The organism is Kribbella pratensis (assembly GCF_004366075.1).
Lineage (GTDB): Bacteria > Actinomycetota > Actinomycetes > Propionibacteriales > Kribbellaceae > Kribbella > Kribbella pratensis.
The window spans coordinates 855149-872398 of record NZ_SODU01000004.1; the positions used below are offsets into that span (position 1 = coordinate 855149).

General features: G+C 67.4%; 15 protein-coding genes. 1 reads left to right on the forward strand and 14 read right to left on the reverse strand.

Translation table 11 applies throughout. The features are described from left to right. Positions 1-42: 42 nt before the first annotated feature. The 5 genes from EV137_RS36465 to EV137_RS36485 are packed head-to-tail and all read right to left on the reverse strand — an operon-like array spanning position 43 to position 6880. The gene (locus tag EV137_RS36465) at positions 43-2709 is read right to left on the reverse strand and encodes a family 78 glycoside hydrolase catalytic domain (protein ID WP_134132679.1); all 2667 of its coding nucleotides are present in this window, start codon (positions 2707-2709) and stop codon (positions 43-45) included. Continuing rightward, positions 2706-3770, reverse strand: a complete 1065-nt coding sequence (locus tag EV137_RS36470; RefSeq protein WP_134132681.1) for a LacI family DNA-binding transcriptional regulator — start codon at positions 3768-3770, stop codon at positions 2706-2708. The genes EV137_RS36465 and EV137_RS36470 overlap by 4 nt, the downstream gene beginning before the upstream one ends. A gap of 31 nt (positions 3771-3801) precedes the next feature. Next, positions 3802-4623, reverse strand: coding sequence for a carbohydrate ABC transporter permease (locus EV137_RS36475; protein WP_134012633.1), 822 nt, complete (start codon positions 4621-4623; stop codon positions 3802-3804). Then, positions 4620-5555 (reverse strand): carbohydrate ABC transporter permease, encoded by a 936-nt coding sequence (locus EV137_RS36480; protein ID WP_134132682.1) that lies wholly within the window; start codon positions 5553-5555, stop codon positions 4620-4622. The genes EV137_RS36475 and EV137_RS36480 overlap by 4 nt, the downstream gene beginning before the upstream one ends. Beyond that, complete coding sequence (locus EV137_RS36485; protein ID WP_134132684.1) at positions 5552-6880, reverse strand: ABC transporter substrate-binding protein; 1329 nt, start codon at positions 6878-6880, stop codon at positions 5552-5554. Before EV137_RS36485 ends, EV137_RS36480 begins: the two co-directional genes overlap by 4 nt. A 518-nt stretch (positions 6881-7398) precedes the next feature. Here EV137_RS36485 and EV137_RS40900 point away from each other — a divergent pair. Beyond that, entirely contained in the window at positions 7399-7560 is a 162-nt protein-coding gene (locus EV137_RS40900) for a hypothetical protein (RefSeq protein WP_166680113.1), read from the forward strand. Here the strand turns inward: EV137_RS40900 and EV137_RS36490 are convergent. The 9 genes from EV137_RS36490 to EV137_RS36530 form a co-directional block, all read right to left on the reverse strand. Further along, positions 7557-8423 (reverse strand): sigma-70 family RNA polymerase sigma factor family protein, encoded by an 867-nt coding sequence (locus EV137_RS36490; protein ID WP_134132685.1) that lies wholly within the window; start codon positions 8421-8423, stop codon positions 7557-7559. The two genes, EV137_RS40900 and EV137_RS36490, sit on opposite strands and share 4 nt — an antisense overlap. 12 nt (positions 8424-8435) lie before the next feature. Then, on the reverse strand, positions 8436-9806 hold the full coding sequence (locus EV137_RS36495) for an amidase (protein ID WP_134132686.1): 1371 nt from the start codon (positions 9804-9806) through the stop codon (positions 8436-8438). A 21-nt stretch (positions 9807-9827) separates the two neighbouring features. After that, positions 9828-10589: an SDR family NAD(P)-dependent oxidoreductase gene (locus tag EV137_RS36500; protein WP_134012621.1), complete on the reverse strand. Its 762-nt coding sequence runs from the start codon at positions 10587-10589 to the stop codon at positions 9828-9830. Between the two features lie 118 nt (positions 10590-10707). Next, a complete protein-coding gene (locus EV137_RS36505; protein ID WP_238175794.1) occupies positions 10708-12171 on the reverse strand; it encodes an aldehyde dehydrogenase family protein in 1464 nt (487 codons plus the stop codon). Then, entirely contained in the window at positions 12168-13025 is an 858-nt protein-coding gene (locus tag EV137_RS36510; protein WP_134132688.1) for an ATP-binding cassette domain-containing protein, read from the reverse strand. The genes EV137_RS36505 and EV137_RS36510 overlap by 4 nt, the downstream gene beginning before the upstream one ends. Then, positions 13018-13971 carry an ABC transporter ATP-binding protein gene (locus EV137_RS36515; RefSeq protein ID WP_134012617.1) on the reverse strand — a complete coding sequence of 318 codons (954 nt, stop codon included), beginning with the start codon at positions 13969-13971 and terminating at the stop codon, positions 13018-13020. The genes EV137_RS36510 and EV137_RS36515 overlap by 8 nt, the downstream gene beginning before the upstream one ends. Further along, on the reverse strand, positions 13968-14786 hold the full coding sequence (locus EV137_RS36520) for an ABC transporter permease (RefSeq protein ID WP_134132689.1): 819 nt from the start codon (positions 14784-14786) through the stop codon (positions 13968-13970). Before EV137_RS36520 ends, EV137_RS36515 begins: the two co-directional genes overlap by 4 nt. After that, positions 14783-15730, reverse strand: a complete 948-nt coding sequence (locus tag EV137_RS36525) for an ABC transporter permease (RefSeq protein WP_134132690.1) — start codon at positions 15728-15730, stop codon at positions 14783-14785. Before EV137_RS36525 ends, EV137_RS36520 begins: the two co-directional genes overlap by 4 nt. Beyond that, positions 15727-17238 (reverse strand): ABC transporter substrate-binding protein, encoded by a 1512-nt coding sequence (locus tag EV137_RS36530; protein ID WP_134012612.1) that lies wholly within the window; start codon positions 17236-17238, stop codon positions 15727-15729. Before EV137_RS36530 ends, EV137_RS36525 begins: the two co-directional genes overlap by 4 nt. Positions 17239-17250: the final 12 nt, after the last annotated feature.

A 17250-nucleotide genomic window follows, 5' to 3' on the forward strand; every position in this document is an offset into this window, starting at 1 on the left:
TCGATTGTTACCGCAGAGACGGCCAAAACTGCCGCCTTCCACCTACGCACGTGCTGGCGTGAGCCCGACTGAAGGACGGGTGGTGGTGAAGTGGCCTGGTGGGAGTGTGGCCTTTTCGCCGTTGGGGAAGGTGACTTCGGCGGTGGAGCCTGGCGGTACGTCGACGGTGAGCCGGAAGGTTTCTCCCTCGATCTGCCACGCGACCTCGATGCGGCCCCGGGGACTTTCGTAGCTGCCGCGCGCCCAGGTGATCTCCGGATGATGCGCCGGGGCGACGACGAACGACTCCCAACCGACCGATCCTTCGGCCTGTCGCAGGCCCAGGACGTGGGTGTGCAGGAAGTGGACGACGGCGCCCTTGCTGTAGTGGTTGAGCGAGTCGTGCGGGTTCCCGTTGACATCGACGCCGTCCCAGTCCTCCCAGATCGTCGTTGCTCCGCGGTCGAGCATCGCCAGCCAGGACGGGGAGGTTCGCTGGAAGAGCAGGTCGTACGCAACGTCGGCGTACCCGTGGTCGGCGAGCACCGGGAGCAGCTGCGCCGTAGACAGGAATCCGGTCCCCAAATGGTTGCCCGCGGCCCGGATCAGTTCGACGAGCCGTCGTACGGCGCTCTGTCGCAGCTCGCCCGGGATCAGGCCGAACGACAACGCCCGCACGTAGCCGGCCTGGGTATCTCCTGCCGTCTGCCCCGACTCGTCGAGGAACTCCACGCGCCAGGCATCGAGCACCTGATCCGCGATCGCGGCGTAGCGGACCGCGTCCGCGGGCCGGCCGAGGATCTCGGCGATCCGCGCCAGCGTGGCGCTCGATCGGTAGAGGTACGCGGTTCCGAGTTCGCCCTTGTCCGCCTTCTGCCAGTCGCTCTGCGGCGGCTCGAGCGGCGTCCCGTCGGGTGCCTTGGGCGTGGGCTCCGCCCATTCGCCCCAGTGGTAGGTGCCGTCCCAGATGAACTGCTCATGAGGCGGCGGTTCGGCTGACCGCTCGATCCGGGAGGGGTGCCGATGCGTGCGGGCGGCCTCAAGACACCACTCCACCCAGCGAACCATCGCGTCCCAGTTCTCGGCCAGCACCTCCCGGTCGCCGTACGCCTCGTAAAGCTCCATCGGAACCGCGACGATCGCGTCGCCCCAGCCGGCCGATCCGGTGGTCCTGGCCAGGCGGTCCTCGAGATTCAGCTTGGTACGCCGGCCGTCCGGGGAGAAGTTCGCGATCCGTCCATCGGGCAGCTGGTCGTCGCGAACCGAGCGCAGCCACTTCCGGCTGAACCCGAGAACGTCGTACAGCCGCGCCGCGGCGGGCGCGAAGACCTGATAGTCGCCGGTCCAGCCGATTCGTTCTCGCGTCGGGCAGTCGGTGGGCACATCCACAGCGTTGCCGCGAAAGCTCCAGACCGCGATGTCCTGCAGGCGGTTGAGGTCGGCACTGCTGCAGATGAACGTTCCGGTCCGGGCGAGATCCGAGTGCACCACGTGCATGGTCACACTCGCCGGGTCGATCGCACCACCGTCGTCGCGTCGCAGTCGTGCGTACTGGAAACCATGAACGGTGTGGCGCGGTTCGAACACCTCGCCGTCGCCGGCGGAGACGATCTCGTCGCGCTGCCGAAACCGGACCGGACCGCCCTCTGGCAGGACGGAGTCCAGATGGGAGGTGGTCAGATCACCGTCAGGTCGGGCGAACTCGCCGTAGTCGATGACCGTGCGGGCGCCCGCCGGGCCGAGGTCGGCCAGCGAGATCCAGCCCGAGGCGTTCTGACCGAAGTCCGCCACCCAGCTCCCGGTGTCGATCTGCCGCATCGCGACCGGCAACCGGGTCTCGATCTTGCGCACAGGCGGGGCGGGCGACCAATCGATGCCAGGGGCAACCACGCGGTCGACCAGAACCGGACGCCGTACGTCGGGCGGCGATCCGAGGTCCACCACCTGTCCGTCCATGAGGTCCGCGCGGGTGATCCTCGATCGTGAGCTGGTCCACTTGTCGTCGCTGCGAACGATCTTTCGGGAACCGTCGTGGTGCCAAAGGTGGAGCTCGAGCCGCACGGCCGTCGTCGTACCCCATCCGGACGGCAGGCGGAAGCCGCCGGTCTTGCCGCGGTACCAGCCGTCCGACAGCAAGACCTCGAGCTCATTGCCGCCGCGCTGAAGGGATTGCGTGACATCCATCGCCTGTGCGTAGAGCGTGTGGTCGTACGACGTCGAGCCGGGCGTCAACTCAGCCGAACCGGCACGCCGTCCGTTGACGAACGCCTCGTACACACCCAACGCGGTGGCGTAGAGCCGGGCGGACCGCACCTGTCCGGTCAGCTCGAACCGGGCCGAAAGAGAGTAGGCGGGCCGCATCCCGTAGCCCTCGTCGGCACCTTCGACCGGAGAGATCCATCGAGCTGTCCAGTCCTCGTTCAGGAGTCCGGCCTCGAAACTGGTCGGCTCGGACCAGTCCGAGTACCCCTGGTCGCCGCGCACCCGGACTCGCCACGTCACTCGCTGACAACTGCCGAGCGGCGCCCAGGGCCAGGGGACGAACAGGTGTTCCGCGGACGTCCGCAGTACGGGAGCAAGCGGGATATCGTCAACGAGAGCCTCGAGTTCGTACGCCGTGCAACCCGTGAACGTCGGCGGCAGTCGCCAGGAGAGTCTCGGCGATCGGCCGGACACGGTGAACTGGTCTCCGCCGCTGTCGATCCGCAGTCGGTCCGGACGGTGACTCATGTGTTCTTGGGCTGACGGGCGGAGGTCTGGTGTCGCGGACTGCGACCGGTGCTCGCGCGGATGATCAACTCGTGGGGCATGATCGTCGCCGGGGCGGCCGATTCGCCGTTGACCTGAAGCATCAGTTGCGCAACAGCCTGCCGACCGTACTCTGCGTCATCGACCCTGATCGTCGTGAGCGGCGGACGAAAGTAGTCCGACCCAGGAGCGTCGTCGAAGCCCGCGACACTCACATCTTCCGGAACCCGGCGTCCGGCCTCGGTGAGCGCATAGACGACACCCAGGGCCATCTCGTCGTTGGCGGTGAAAATCGCCGTGACCGAGGGATCATCGGCCAACTGCCGGCCGGCTTCGTACCCGGATTGAGCGGTCCAGTCGCCGGCCAGCGGCTCGGCGATCTCGGCACCGGCGTTCCGCAAGGCGCTCTCCCAGCCACGTCGACGAAGCCGGCTGGAGGTCCAGTCGAGCGGACCGGCGACGTGATGGACGGTCTCATGCCCGAGCGACAGCAGATGATCCACCATGTCAGCGGATGCCTTGACCGCATCAACGTGTACGGCGGGACCGTCGTAGTCGGGAACCTCGCTGGTCGAAACCAACGGCAGCGTGGTGTCCAGTGATCGCAACGTCTTCGCGGCCGACACCCACGGGGCCATGAAGATCACGCCGTCGCACCCGGCCCGGGCGAGCCGGTCGATCCCGTCCTGCACCGTGGCCCGATCGAAGGTCGCGAACGTCGCGACGCTGACTCCGAGCCCCAACTCGGTCGCCGCCTGCTCGACGCCGATCATGATCGAGATCGCCCCGAGGCCCAGCTGCCGATCGGTCAGTTGATGGGTCAGCAGTCCCACACTGAGCCCTCGCCCGGTGGACAAGGCACGCGCGATCGGATCCGGCCGGTAGCCGAGCGCCTTGATCACGCGCCGTACCCGGGCCGCCGTCCGCTTGTTCACGTTCTCGCCCCCGCGGGCGACTCGCGAGGCGGTCTGGCGGGAGACCCCCGCAGCGCGGGCAACATCGGTGAGAGTAGCCCGCACCACAGGCACAGGTTTCTCGCTCAATTCTTCTCCACCTCCCTTCGGACCACGCAGCCTACTTGACCGCTCCGCTGCTGATGCCTTGCACAACCTGACGCTGGGCGAAGACGTAGAACACCACCACAGGCAGGACGGAGATCGCGGTGGCGGCCAGCAGAATGTTCTGCACCGGTGTCTCCGCGGACACGAAGTTCATCAGCCCGCGCTGCACCGGCATCAGGGTGTCGTCGTCGAACAGGACCAACGCCAGCAGGTATTCGTTCCACACCGCGAGACCTTGGATCACGGCGACAGCGATCAACCCCGGCCGCGCCAACGGGAGAATCACCCGGGCGAACGTGTTCAGCGCCGAACTGCCGTCGATCGCGGCGGCTTCCTCCAAGTCCTTCGGCAGATTCGCGAAGAACCCGCGCATGATGAGCGCGGAGATCGGAATGCCGGCCGACACCAGAATCAGCACATAGCCGAGCCGGCTGTTGGTCAGTCCCAGCATCACCATCAGTTTGTACTGCGCGATGAACGAGGCCGGCGCCGGGATGATCATCACCGCCAGCAACGCGAACGTCACCGCTGCCTTGCCCCGGAACTCGATCCGTGCCAAGGCGTAGCCCGCCGTACTGGACACGACCAGGATGCCGACGACCGCCGAAACCGTGTAGATCATGCTGTTCGGCAGGTACGTGCCGAGGTCGCCGTCGGTCCACGCCGTAACGTAGTTCGACCACTGTGGCTTCGCCGGCAGCAGATCCTTGCCGCGGTACAACTCACTGCTCGTCTGCAGCGAACCGATCAGCAACCAGACCATCGGGAACAGTGCCCCGACCGCAGCCAGCACCAGCAGCCCGTACAGACCACCACGGCCCGCGAGACCTTTCATTTCCGCCTCCGTGACAGCCAGAGATGCAGCATTGCGAGCAGGACAAGAGCGCCACCGAAGATCACCGACATCGCCGCCGCCGATCCGAAGCGCTGGTTCGTGAACGCCTCCTGATAGATGCGCAGCGTCGGCACCATCGTGTGGTCACCCGGACCACCGTTGGTGAGCACCTGCACAGTGCCGAACACCTGCAACGCTCCGAGCAGCGTCAGCAACGACACGATCGCCGTCACCGGCAGCAGGTCCGGCCACGTGACGTACCGGAACTTCGCCCAGCCGCCCGCGCCGTCCAGGTCGGCCGCCTCGTACAGCTCCACGGGCACGTCCTGAAGGCCGGCCAGGTACAGAATGAAGCCGAATCCCCAGTGATACCAAAGGAAAACCGCCGCCACCGCCGGCAGCGCCGTACCGGGATCCTCGAGCCAGTTGTGCTGGAGTCCGGACAACCCGACGCCGCCGAGCAGCCGGTTCACGATGCCTGCGTTCGGAGCGAGCAGCCAGGAGAACATCATCCCGATGACCACCACGGAGAAGACACCTGGCAGGTAGAACGCGGTCCGGAAGAACGCCTTCCCGCGACGTACCCGGTTCACTGCGATCGCCATCCCCAACGACAACGCGTTGCCGAGGACGAAACCGGCCACGCCGAAGACCAGCACGTTCCGCATCGACGACCAGAAAACGGTGTCGTGCATCACGAACCGGTAGTTGGACAGGCCAACGAAGGACGTGACCGCGCTGACCCCGTCCCATTCCTGGAAGCTCAGCACGACCGCCTGGACGAACGGTACGAGCGTGAAGACCGCCAGCAGCACAGCCGCTGGTAGGAGGAATACGTAGGCCATGAGTTCCCGGCGCCGCGCCAGCGGACTGCGGCGCCGGGAGGTCGGCTGCACCCGCGGGGCGACCCGTTCGAGCGGACGTACCGTCACTTCGCCCTCTTCTGCGCCGTCTCCATGTCGTCGAGCACCTGGTCGACGGTCTTCTCCTTCAGCACCAGGCTCTGCACCCCGCTGATCAGCGCCGTCCGGGCGTCGGGGCTGAACGGTGACGGAACAACCTCGATCGCGTTGGCGAGCGACGCGAAACCGGCGACCTGCGGCGGCAGGTCGGAGGCGGTGACCTTCGGGTTCGCCGGGATCAGCCCGACCATGTCGACGAACACCTTCGCCTGCTCGGGCTCGGTCAGCCACTGCACGAACTTCACCGCGGCATCGACGTTCTTTCCCTTCGGGTTGATGCACGCCCCCTTGCCGACACCGCCGTACACCCGCGGTTTCTGCGTGCCGTCGGCCGCCTTCGGGATCCCCATCGAGGTGTACTCCGTGAAGTCCGGCGCGGTGGCCCGCGCAACCCCGATCGCGACCGACGCGTCGAAGATCGCCGGCGTGTCCTGGACGTTGAAGAAGCCCTTCTCCACCGTCGGGTTGTCGTCGTTGCCGCCCGGCAGGGTCTTGTTGACGATGACTCCGGCGTCCCTCAGCTCGGCCAGCAGCTGCAGACCTTTACGCCAGCCGTCCGACTTCCAACTCGTCTTTCCTGCGAGCGTCGCGTCGATCTCGGCGTCGGTCAGCCAGTTGGAGGCATGACTCAACAGGAAACGATCCGCCAGGGACGCAGCCATCAGGAACGCACCGTTGCCGGTCTTGCCGGAGACCTTCTTCAGCTGATCGATCCACGCGTCCGTCGTGGCCGGCGGAACCTTCGGATCGATCCCGGCCGACTCGAACGCCTTGGTGTTCAGCAGGATCCCCATGGTCTGGATCTCCCAGTGCGCGGAGTAGATACCGGCGTCCAAGCCGCTGACCGTCCCGGCCCGCACGGTGGTCAGGTCCAGCGCGATCGGCGAGAAGTTGCCCTTCCACTCACCGGTCAGCTTCGGCTCCAGGTTCATCGCCCAGCCGGCCTTGTAGTACGGGATCATCTCGGGGAGCGTGAGCGTCGAGTAGATGTCCGGCATGTCACCCGACTGCGACTTCGACTGCAACTTCGCCGGAAAGTTCGTCGGCCCGGGACTGTCGATCGTGACCCGTACGCCGGTCTGCTTCTGATAGGTCTCGACCAACTTGTCCAGCGCCTTCGCCTGGCCGCGGGACTGGTTCATGAAGGTCAGCGCCGTCGAGCCGCCGCCGCCTTTCGCCGAATCCTTACCGCAGCCGGTCAGCACCGGCCCGGAGAACGCAGCGCCGGCGGAAGCCGCGGCCAGCCCGAGCAGTCGGCGCCGCGTCAGTCGATTTCCTACGCCTGATCTGGGCATTGTCTTCCCTTCCTCGCCACGTTGTTACCGGTAACATGTTGTTACCGGTAACTATGCCTGTCAACAGCCCGGCCTGACCGGATCCGGACGCCTCCCCAGCAACTTGCCAACCCTCACACCACCGTGGTCGACTACCCGCCGTGCGCACTGATTCCCAGCCCCACAGAAGGGCTGGGACGGCGGCGTGGCGGTCGACCCCAGCCCGACGCCCGGCCCACGGGCTCGGTACGACCCGCCCGAGTGCATGGTCTTCCGGCACCCGATGGATCTCCTGGGCAGACCCGCAACCGCAGTCCGAGCTCAGTACTTCACCAGGCGAACGATCCAGTCCGTGACCGAGTGGGTGTGGTCTTGGCCGACGCGATTGGACACGGTTGTTCCGGACATCACCAGTCAATTCGCGAAGTGCTCGAGTTACACGATGGTGGCCACGGACGGCGAGAAGTATCGGTGGGTCGCAAAAGCGACTGTCGGTTCCCGGACTGACCGACGGCATCGCGATTCGCTATGACACCTCGATGGCCGGCTACGCCGTCGTCGAGGCGGTCGTCTACGTCGCATTCGTCGTACGAGAGGGAACAGTCGTCGGCCTGGAGGCGCAAGGCGAGACGATCACGGACGCAGTCTTCACGCAACTCGTCGGCAAGGCAGCTGCTCGGCTGGATGCTGCCATGGGTTAGTGCTTCGGTAGGCGTTCTACGTGGGGTTTGGGGGTGCCGTCGTAGGGGTTGGGTGGGAGGCCTGTCAGGAGGTCCGGCAGGCCGAAGGTTTGGAAGAGGGACAGGTCGAAGAACGCCACCGCGTGGACCACGGCGGTGGCGGTAAGGGTGAGGACCTGGATCTGGAAGGCTCGGTGGAGGTCGTCTTTCGGGTCTCGCATGTAGACGGCGAAGGCGGGGTGGCCGTTGGCCGTCAGCGGGACGAGGTACTGGTCGCCGGGGCGTTCGGCCGGGCAGTGGGTGCTGATCAGGCGGCCGATGTCGCGGGCGCCGCGGAACCAGGATGTGAACGGCGGCATCTCCCAGATCGCGTCGTCGGTGAAGAGCGTGACGATCGCGGGTACGTCGTACTGCTCGAACGCCGCGCGGTACCGGGCCAGGAGGATTTCGTCGGGAGCGACGAGCGAGCCAATGCTGATCGGTGCGGGAGAGGTGTCGCTCAGCAGGTCGGCGAAGCTCGGCCGGCCCTCGAGGTGCAGGACGGTCACGGCGCGCTCGACGGGTGAAAGGCGTTGCAGCGCGGCGATCAGGCCGAGATCGATCGGGTGGTCGTCCATCAGGTCCGCTGGGATCGGTTCCAGCCAGAGAATCTCCGAACGCTCGGAGAGCGCTCCCTCAGGATCATCGCTCGGTGCAGCGAGGTCCGACGGGAGAGGACGGCTGCCGACCTGCTGCAGGCAGGCACGGGTGGCGTCCTCGTATCCCTTGCTGACAGCAGCGATTTCGACGGCGTCGGTGACGGATCCGAGCATCCGGTAGCAGTGCGAGACCAGACCGCGCTGCAGCTCGTCAGCGCGGTACGCCGTACCTCCGGAGCCGTTCATCGGACCAAGTCGTCACCTCATCGGCCAGTCTCGCTGCTCCGAACGCCGGCTGTCGAGGTAGTCGGCCAAGGCGAGTGCGCGCAGGTCCTGGTGGTGCGGTACGGCGAGTTGCACCCCGATCGGCAACCCGGACGTCGACCAGCCGGCGTTGACCGTGGTCGCGGGGTGCTGGGACATGTTGTACGGGACCGTGAACGCGATGTGCTCGAACGGCTTCCCGGGATCGTCAGTCGGGTACGCGAGCTCCGCCGGGAACGCCGTGATCGGCGCGACCGGCGACAGGATCACGTCGTACGTCGTGAACACCCGGCCGACCGCGGCGGCCATGGCGCCCATCTGGCTGTACCCGTCGAAGACGTCCGAAGCGGTGAGATCGGAGGCCGTCGAGACCCACTCGCGGATCTGCGGAAGTACCTTCGCGCGACGCTCCTCGGGCAGCGCGGCGATGTCCGTGGCGGAGCGGATCCGCCAGAAGCGGTCGAGGCCGTCGAGCATGTCGCGGGTGATGATCGGCGTGATCGGTTCGACAATCGCCCCGGCCTTCTCGAGTACAGCGGCCGCGGCCGAGACCGCCGCGGTGACCTCGGGATCGACCGGCAGCCCGACGCCCGCATCGAGCAGCAACGCAACGCGCAAACCCTCGACCTCGACCTCGAAGATGTCGGATGCCACCGGGAACGACGTGTGGTCGCGCGGGTCGTACCCGGACATCACCTGCAGCGCGAGCGCCGCGTCCGGCGCCGTACGGGTCAGGGGTCCGATCGCGCGCCCGGCGTACGGGTTGCCGACCGCGATCCGACCGTGCGTCGGCTTCAGCCCGACCAGTCCGCACCACCCGGCCGGCAACCGGATCGACCCGCCGATGTCGGTGCCGACGTGGATCGGCCCGTATCCGGCGGCCGCCGCAGCCGCCGCGCCTGCGCTCGAGCCACCGGCCGTCTTCGTCAGGTCCCAGGGATTGCGGGTCAATCGGTGAAAGGTCGAGACGCCGGACGACAACATCCCGTACTCGGGCATCGTCGTTTTGCTGAAGATCACCGCCCCGGCCGCCCGCAGCCGCGCCGCGGCCGGCGCATCCTCCGCGGCCGGGACGAGCGCGGTTGCCGCTGTTCCTTGCGGTACGGGCGTTCCCCGCGTCGCGATGTTCTCCTTGACCGTCACCGGTACGCCGTCCAGCGCGCCCGCCGTACCGTCCCGCCAGCGGCGCTCCGACTCGTGAGCCGCAGCCCGTGCACCCGCCGGGTCCGGTGCGTAGAGCGCGCAGAGCTGGGGTTCGAGCTCGTCGACGCGGGTCAGCACGTCCTCGATGACCTCGACCGGGGAGACCGAGCCGTCGCGGTACTTCGCCAGGAGTTCGGTTGCCGTCAAGTCAGCGAGATTCATGCAGGCTCCCTCGTTAGCGGATCAGTTCGGTGGGTCGAAGCGGCCGTCGACCGCGGTCCAGCCGCCGTCGACGGCAAGAACGCTCCCCGTGACGAAACTCGAGGCATCGGAGGCGAGGTACACGACCGCCCCGGCGAGCTCGCTCGGTTGGGCCCAGCGACCGAGCGCGCCCTTCTGCGCGTAGGCGTCGTACCAGCGCTGGTCGGCCTTGATCTGCGCGGTGAGCGGGGTCTCGACGACTCCCGGGGCGATCGCGTTCGCGCGGACGCCGGACGGGCCGAGCTCTGCGGCCGCGGTGCGCAGCAGTTGGACGAGGCCGGCTTTCGTTGCCGCGTACACCGATTGCCCCGGCTCGACTGTGGTCCCTCGGATCGAGCTGAACCCGATGATGCTGCCGCTCCCCCGCTCCGCCATGCCGCGTCCGAACGCACGCAGCAGCTGGAACGACGCGCGCAGGTTGAGCGACACGACGCGATCGAACTCCTCGCCCGTGTAGTCGAGGATCCGCTTCCGCACGTTCGTAGCCGCGGTGAACACCAGCACATCCACAGGATCCAGCTCAACCACAGCCCGCTCGATCGCCACGTCGTCGAGCACATCCAGCTCGTACGCCGCCAGCTCGCCGGCGGCTGTCTCGCGCGCAGCGGCAAGGTCCCGATCGGCACACGTGACCCGCGCGCCATGGGCGGCCAACGCCAACGCGCTTTCCCGGCCGATCCCACTCCCCGCGCCGATCACCAGCGCATGCTTGCCGTCGAGCCGGAACAACTTCGTGTAGTCCATCACCATCACCTCCCGTGCCTTGCGAACTTTGAGAAGCCACCAACCGTTTTCGGCGGCCAGGAATGGACGGTGGCTTCACAAAGTTGGCCTCGGGTGGGCGGTGTGGGGCGGTGGGTGGTCATGGGCGGGGGCGGATGATGGCCATCCGGGTTGTGGTGAGTTCCTCGATCGCGAAGCGTGGGCCTTCACGTCCGGTGCCGGAGTCCTTCACGCCGCCGTACGGCATCACGTCGGACCGGAACCCAGGCACCTCGTTGATCACCACGCCCCCGACGTCGAGCCGATCGATCGCCGCGAACGCCGTGTCGAGCGAGGCCGTGAAGACGCTCGCATGCAGCCCGTACCGCGTCTCGTTGACCGCGCGGAGGGCGCTCTCGATGTCCGGAACGGACCGCACCGCGATCACCGGCCCGAAGATCTCCTCGTCCCACGCCGACAGCCCATCCGGTACGTCGGTGAGCACGATCGGCCCGAGTACGTCGCCAGGGGCCTCGTACGCGATCGATGCGCCGGCATGGACCGCATCGCCCACCCATTGCCGAACGCGATCGGTCGACGCCGGGTTGATCAGCGCGGACACCCGGGTCGCCGGATCACGCGGATCGCCGACGACCACGCCAGGCATGCGCGCGCCGAGCTTCTCCAGCAACGCTTCCCGCACCGACTCGACGGCGATCACGCGCTGCACGGAGATACAGGCCTGCCCGGACGCGTAGTACCCGCCGCGCACGATCGCGTCGGCGGCCGCGTCCAGGTCGGCGTCCGCGGCGACGACCAGCGCGGAGTTGGACCCCAGTTCGAGAAGCACCTTCGTCGGCGCCGCGTCGCGCGCGATGCGATGCCCGACGGCCGCGGATCCGGTGAAGGAGACGGCACCGATCCGATCGTCGGTGGTGAGCGTGGCGCCCACGTCCGCTCCGCCCGTGATCAGCTGGAGAGTGCTCTCTGGCGCTCCCGCGTCGGCGAGTGCAGACCGCATCAAGTGCGTGAGCCAGAGCGTTGCGAGCGGCGTCTGCGGCGCGGGCTTCACGATGATCGGGCACCCGGCCGCCAACGCCGGCGCGATCTTGTGCGCCGCGAGCAGCAACGGATAGTTGAACCCGGTGATCCCGATGACTACGCCGATCGGCTTGCGCACCCAGAACCCCTGCAGCCCTTCGCCGCTCGGCAACAGGTCGAGCGGCACTGTCTCGCCGTGCAGCCGGGCAACCTCCTCGGCCGACGTCTCCAGGGTGAGCAGGGTCCGATCGATCTCGACCCGGCAGTCGACCAGCGGCTTGCCAGTCTCGAGCACCAGCAGCTCCACGAACGCGTCCCGCTCAGCGAGTACGGCGGAATGCAGGCTCTGCAAGACGTTTCGGCGCACGTACGACGGCAGTCGGCCAACCGTTTCTCGCACGGAGAGCGCGTTCTCGAGCGCCGCCCGGGCGAGCTCGACGTCCCCGACCGGTGCATCCGCCACGGTCGAGCCGTCGTACGGGAAGATCACCGGCGCCGTGGCCGGTGACTCGACCCAGGTCTCACCGATCGGCAGGCCGGCCGGCATCGTGATCGTCCCGCCGCCGTCGAGCTGGATCTTCACGCTGATTCCCCCTTCGCGAGTAGGTCGGCAGTGGTCGCACCGGAAAGCGCCCTCTGAAGCGTCGGGATGGCCGAGACCAGGCGCTGCGTGTACGGATGCTGCGGGGCGGCGTACACATCACCGGTGTAGCCCGTCTCGACGATCTGGCCGGCGTTCATCACGGCCACCCGGTCGCAGACGTGCTTGACCACGGACAGGTCGTGCGAGACGAACACGAGCGTGAGGTTGAGTTCGTCGACCAGGTCCGAGATCAGGTTGAGTACCTGGGCGCGGACGGAGACGTCGAGAGCGCTCACCGGCTCGTCCGCGATCAGGATCCGCGGGCGCGGAGCGAGAGCACGGGCGATGGAGATGCGCTGTCGCTGACCGCCGGAGAACTGGTGCGGGTACCGGTCGCCGGCATCCGCGGAGAGGCCGACGGCTTCGAGCAACTCGCGAACGCGCTGTCCCGACGCCGGATGTCCTTGCACGACGAGCGGTTCGGCGATGATGTCGCGGACCCGCATCCGTGGGTCGAGCGAGCTCATCGGGTCCTGGAACACGAGCTGGAGGTTCTCGCGGAGCGAGCGCAGCCGGCATTCCGGGAGACGGGTGATGTCGGTGTCCTCGACGATCACGTGCCCGGACGTTGCCCGGTCGAGCGCGGCGATCAGGCGCAGCAGTGTCGATTTGCCGCAGCCGGATTCGCCGACGATGCCGAAACGCTCGCCCTGCTTGACTTCCAGGCTCACACCGCGAAGAGCGCGCACGACGGGCGCCGGCTGCAGCAACGACGTTCGCGGGCGCGGATAGTCGCGCACGAGATCGACAACCCGGATGGCGGTCGGAGCTTCAGGATCGTGGATATCAGGCATCAGCCACCCCCGCCGGGTGGTGGCATGCGAACCCTTCGGTCTCGGACCCGGTCCACGCCGGTGTCTCTTCGCAGAGTGCGGTTGCGTGCGCGCACCGTGTCCGGAAGACGCAGCCGGACGGGAAACGCCCGGCGGGCGGCACGTTGCCGGGGATCGTGGTCAGTCGACGCGAAGTGGACTCGAGATCGGACGCTGCGAGCAGTCCCTCGGTGTAGCGGTGCCGGGGGCGCGTGAACACCTCGTTGACCGGACCTGCCTCCACAACGCGTCCGCCGTACATGACGAGGACCCGTTCGCAGACGGTGGCGACGACGGCGAGGTCGTGGGTGATGAAGAGCAGCGCGGAGGAGCGGTCCACGACGCCGCGGACGATCAGGTCGAGTACGAGGGCCTGGACCGTGACGTCGAGTGCGGTGGTCGGCTCGTCGCAGATCAGCAGCGCCGGATCGTTGGCCAGGGCAAGCGCCAGGACGACTCGTTGCCGTTGGCCACCGGAGAGTTGATGCGGGTATGCGCGGAGCGTCCCGGTCGGCAGTTGGACAAGCTCGAGCAGATCGGCGGCGGCCGTGCGGGCCGCGGCTTTGGTCCTGGAACGGTGAATGAGCATCGACTCGGTGATCTGGTCACCGATCCGCATAGTCGGGTTCAGCGCGGTCATCGGTTCCTGGAAGACCATCGCGATATCACGGCCGCGAACGCGGGACATCCGCCGTTCGTCCGCGCCGACCAGTTCGTGGTCGACACCATCGAGCCGCACCGATCCGCCGGCCCGGACGTCCTCGGGCAACAACCCGAGAATGCTCAGTGCGGTCAGTGACTTGCCTGATCCCGATTCGCCGATCAGTCCGACCCGCTCTCCCGCCCCGACCGTCAGATCGACGTCGGACACGAGAGCCGTATCCCGCACGGTCACGGACAACCCGCGCACGGTGAGAACGTCGTTCATCGGCGATCCTCCAGTTTCGGATCGAAGCGGTCCCGGAGGCCGTCGCCGAGCAGGTTGAATCCGAGGACGGCGATCGCGATCGCGATCCCGGGGAAGATCGCCAGCCGCGGCGCGCTGAACAGGAACTCCTGGCTCTCCTGGAGCATCCGGCCCCAGGATGGTGTCGGCGGCGGCGTTCCGTACCCGAGGAACGACAACGCCGCCTCGGCCAGCACTGCGATCGCGAAGGACACCGAGGCCTGAACCGTGATCAGGCTGGTCACGTTCGGCAGCACGTGCCGCAGGGCGATCGGAAACGGTTGCCGGCCGGCCGCGCGCGCCGCGAGCACGTACTCCGTCCGCATCACCTGCAAGGCCCCACTCCGGATCACCCGCGCGAAGCTCGGCACCGAAGCGATGCCGATGGCAATCATCGCGGTCAGCGTGCTGGCACCGAAGACCGCGCCGAACATGATCGCCAGCAGCAACGCCGGGAACGCGAGCAAGAGGTCGTTGGCGCGCATGATCACCTCGCTCGGCCACCGCCGTACCATCGCCGCCAGGATTCCCAGCGGTACGCCGATGACCGCGGCGACACCGACCGCGACGACACCCACGAACAGCGTCGTCCGCGAGCCGACCATGATCTGGCTGAGTATGTCCCGGCCGAACTTGTCGGTCCCGAACCAGTGCGACCACGACGGTTCCAGCAACCGCGAGGCGGGACTCACCAGCGTCGCGTCGTACGGCGTCCAGACGAACGACACCAGCGCCATCAGCACGATCACCGCGACGATCACGCCGCCGGCGATCAGACTCGGGTTCAGCCGCTTCATGACGCCGTCCTGAGTCGAGGATCGAGCGCGACGTACAGCAGGTCGACGACGAAGTTGACCAGCAGTACGGCGATGACCAGGACCATCACCACGTCCTGGACGAGGAGCAGGTCGCGGTTCGACACACCGTCGAGCAGCAGGCTCCCAAGGCCCGGGATGACGAACACCCGCTCAACGACCACCGCGCCGATCAACAGCGTGGCCAATTGCAGGCCGAGCACAGTCACGACCGGTACGGCGGCATTGCGTAGACCGTGTCGCCACAGCGCCTGGAACGGTCGCAACCCCTTCGCCCGCGCGGTTCGGAGATAATCCTCGCGCAGCACCTCCAGCACCGCGCTGCGGACGTAGCGGGTGAGCACGGCGCCCTGGACCAGCCCGAGCGACAGGGCCGGCAGGATCAGTTGCTTCAGGAACATCGCCGGATCCTGCGCCGGTGGCGTCCAGCCGTTGGCCGGCAACCAGCCGAGCCGCACCGCGAACACCACGATCAGCAGAATCCCGGCCAGGAACGCCGGGACCGCGACGCCCACCTGAGAGAACGCGGAGAGCGCCAACCCGGAGATCTTGCGGTGCCGCGCCGCCATCACGGTCCCGGCCGGGGCGGCGACCACCAGGGCGATGATCATGCCCGCGACGACCAGCCACAGAGTGACCTGCAGCCGGTCGAACACCTGCGGACCGATCGCCGCCTTCGACACGTAAGACGTACCGAGGTCACCGCGCAGCAGTCCGCCCAGCCAGTCGAAGTACTGCGTCGGCAGCGAGCGGTCGAGGCCGAACTGCCGACGCAGTTCGGCCACTGCCTCGTCGGAAGCGTTCACCCCGAGCGCGACCCGGGCGGGATCGCCCGGCAGCACCGCCATGAACGCGAAGACCAGGACCGAGCTCACCACAAGACTGACCAAGAACACGCCGGTGCGCTCGATCAGGCGGAGAATCATCGGGCGAGCTTGGAGAGATCGAAGTTCTCGGTGATCGCGTTCGTCGGCAGCCCCTTGACGCTCTTGTCGGCGACCATCAGGTTCGGCAGCAGGAACAGCCAGTCCCCCGCAGCCTGCTCGGACAGCCGGCGCGCCGCCTTCTTCAGGTTGTCGACCTGCGCGGCCTCGTCACCGGAGTCCGCCGCGGCCAGGTAGCCCTGCAGCGTCGGGTCGTCGTAGCGGGTGTAGTACTTCGGGTTGAAGACCGCACCCAGGTCGCGCGGCTCGACGTGCGCGATGATCGACATGTCGTAGTCGGCGTTCTTGAACACCGTCGTCAGCCACGCCGCCGGGAACTCGAGCTGGTCGATCGCCACCTTCAGGCCGGCCTGCTCCAACTGGCTCTTCACCACCTGGCCACAGGACGTTGCGTACGGCAACGTCGGGAGCCGGAGCCGCAGCGTCTTTCCCGCCGCGCCGGAGGCCTGCAGCAACGACTTCGCCTTCGCCAGGTCGTACGGCGCGACTCCGGTGAGGTCCTCGTACCACGGGTCGGTCGGCGGGACCATGCTGCCGATCAGCTTGCCGCGGCCGGCCCAGCAGGTGTCCAGCAACGCCTTGTGGTCGATCGCCATCCGGATCCCCTGCCGGGTCCGGACATCCTTGAACAGCGGCAGCGAGTTGTTGAAGGACAGCAGCACCTCGCCGTTCGTCGTACCCTCGATCACCTGGTACTTGTCGTTGCTGGTGAACTGGCTGAGGGCCTCGGGCGCCTGCACCGTGCCGACCACGTTGATGGTGCCGGTGAGCAGCGCGTTGTTCAGCGCGGTCGCGTCCTTGAAGTACTTCAGCGTGATCTGCTGGAAGAACGGCTTGCTGCCCCAGTAGTTGTCGTTGCGGACCATGACGATCGAGTCGCCGCGGTTCCACTTCGAGAACTTGAACGGGCCGGAGCCGACCGGTGCGGTCGCGAGCGCGCTGACACCGCTCTCCGAGAACATCGCGCCGATCCGGGTGGTCATCCGGAACAGCCAGTCGTTGCTCGGCTTCGTCAGCGTCACCTGCAACTGGGTCGGCGACAGCGCCTTGGCCTGGGAGACCACGTCCATCGCGGCCTTCAGCGACGTCGTCCACGCGGTCTTCACCCGGTTGATGCTGAACACCGCGTCGTTCGCGGTGAACTGCTTGTCGTTGGTGAACTTCGCGTTGTCGACCAGGTCGAACGTGTACGTCTTGCGGTCCGGCGACACCGTCCACGACTTCGCCAGCGACGGCACGATCTTGCCGGAGTCGTCCTGCTTGACCAGCGTCTCGTAGACGTTGCCGAGCAACGCCTGCGGGATCGCGGCGCCGTCGGTGGTGGTGAAGTCCAGGCTGGCCGGCTCCGCGACCAGACCGATCGACAGCTTCTGGTCAGCCCCCGGTGAGCTGCCGGACGACGTACCGGATCCGGCCGAGCAGGCCGTCACGGCCAGCAGCGCGGCGGACGCGAGGAATGCGACCGCTCGAGTGGAAAACGACGGCTTCACGTCTACTCCTCC

Bases quoted from the DNA above. Each gene is read 5' to 3' on its own strand.
- EV137_RS36465 (WP_134132679.1), bottom strand. From the start codon at position 2,709: ATGAGTCACCGTCCGGACCGACTGCGGATCGACAGCGGCGGAGACCAG.
- EV137_RS36475 (WP_134012633.1), bottom strand. From the start codon at position 4,623: ATGAAAGGTCTCGCGGGCCGTGGTGGTCTGTACGGGCTGCTGGTGCTG.
- EV137_RS36485 (WP_134132684.1), bottom strand. From the start codon at position 6,880: ATGCCCAGATCAGGCGTAGGAAATCGACTGACGCGGCGCCGACTGCTC.
- EV137_RS40900 (WP_166680113.1), top strand. From the start codon at position 7,399: ATGGCCGGCTACGCCGTCGTCGAGGCGGTCGTCTACGTCGCATTCGTC.
- EV137_RS36490 (WP_134132685.1), bottom strand. From the start codon at position 8,423: ATGAACGGCTCCGGAGGTACGGCGTACCGCGCTGACGAGCTGCAGCGC.
- EV137_RS36495 (WP_134132686.1), bottom strand. From the start codon at position 9,806: ATGAATCTCGCTGACTTGACGGCAACCGAACTCCTGGCGAAGTACCGC.
- EV137_RS36500 (WP_134012621.1), bottom strand. From the start codon at position 10,589: ATGGACTACACGAAGTTGTTCCGGCTCGACGGCAAGCATGCGCTGGTG.
- EV137_RS36510 (WP_134132688.1), bottom strand. From the start codon at position 13,025: ATGCCTGATATCCACGATCCTGAAGCTCCGACCGCCATCCGGGTTGTC.
- EV137_RS36515 (WP_134012617.1), bottom strand. From the start codon at position 13,971: ATGAACGACGTTCTCACCGTGCGCGGGTTGTCCGTGACCGTGCGGGAT.
- EV137_RS36520 (WP_134132689.1), bottom strand. From the start codon at position 14,786: ATGAAGCGGCTGAACCCGAGTCTGATCGCCGGCGGCGTGATCGTCGCG.
- EV137_RS36525 (WP_134132690.1), bottom strand. From the start codon at position 15,730: ATGATTCTCCGCCTGATCGAGCGCACCGGCGTGTTCTTGGTCAGTCTT.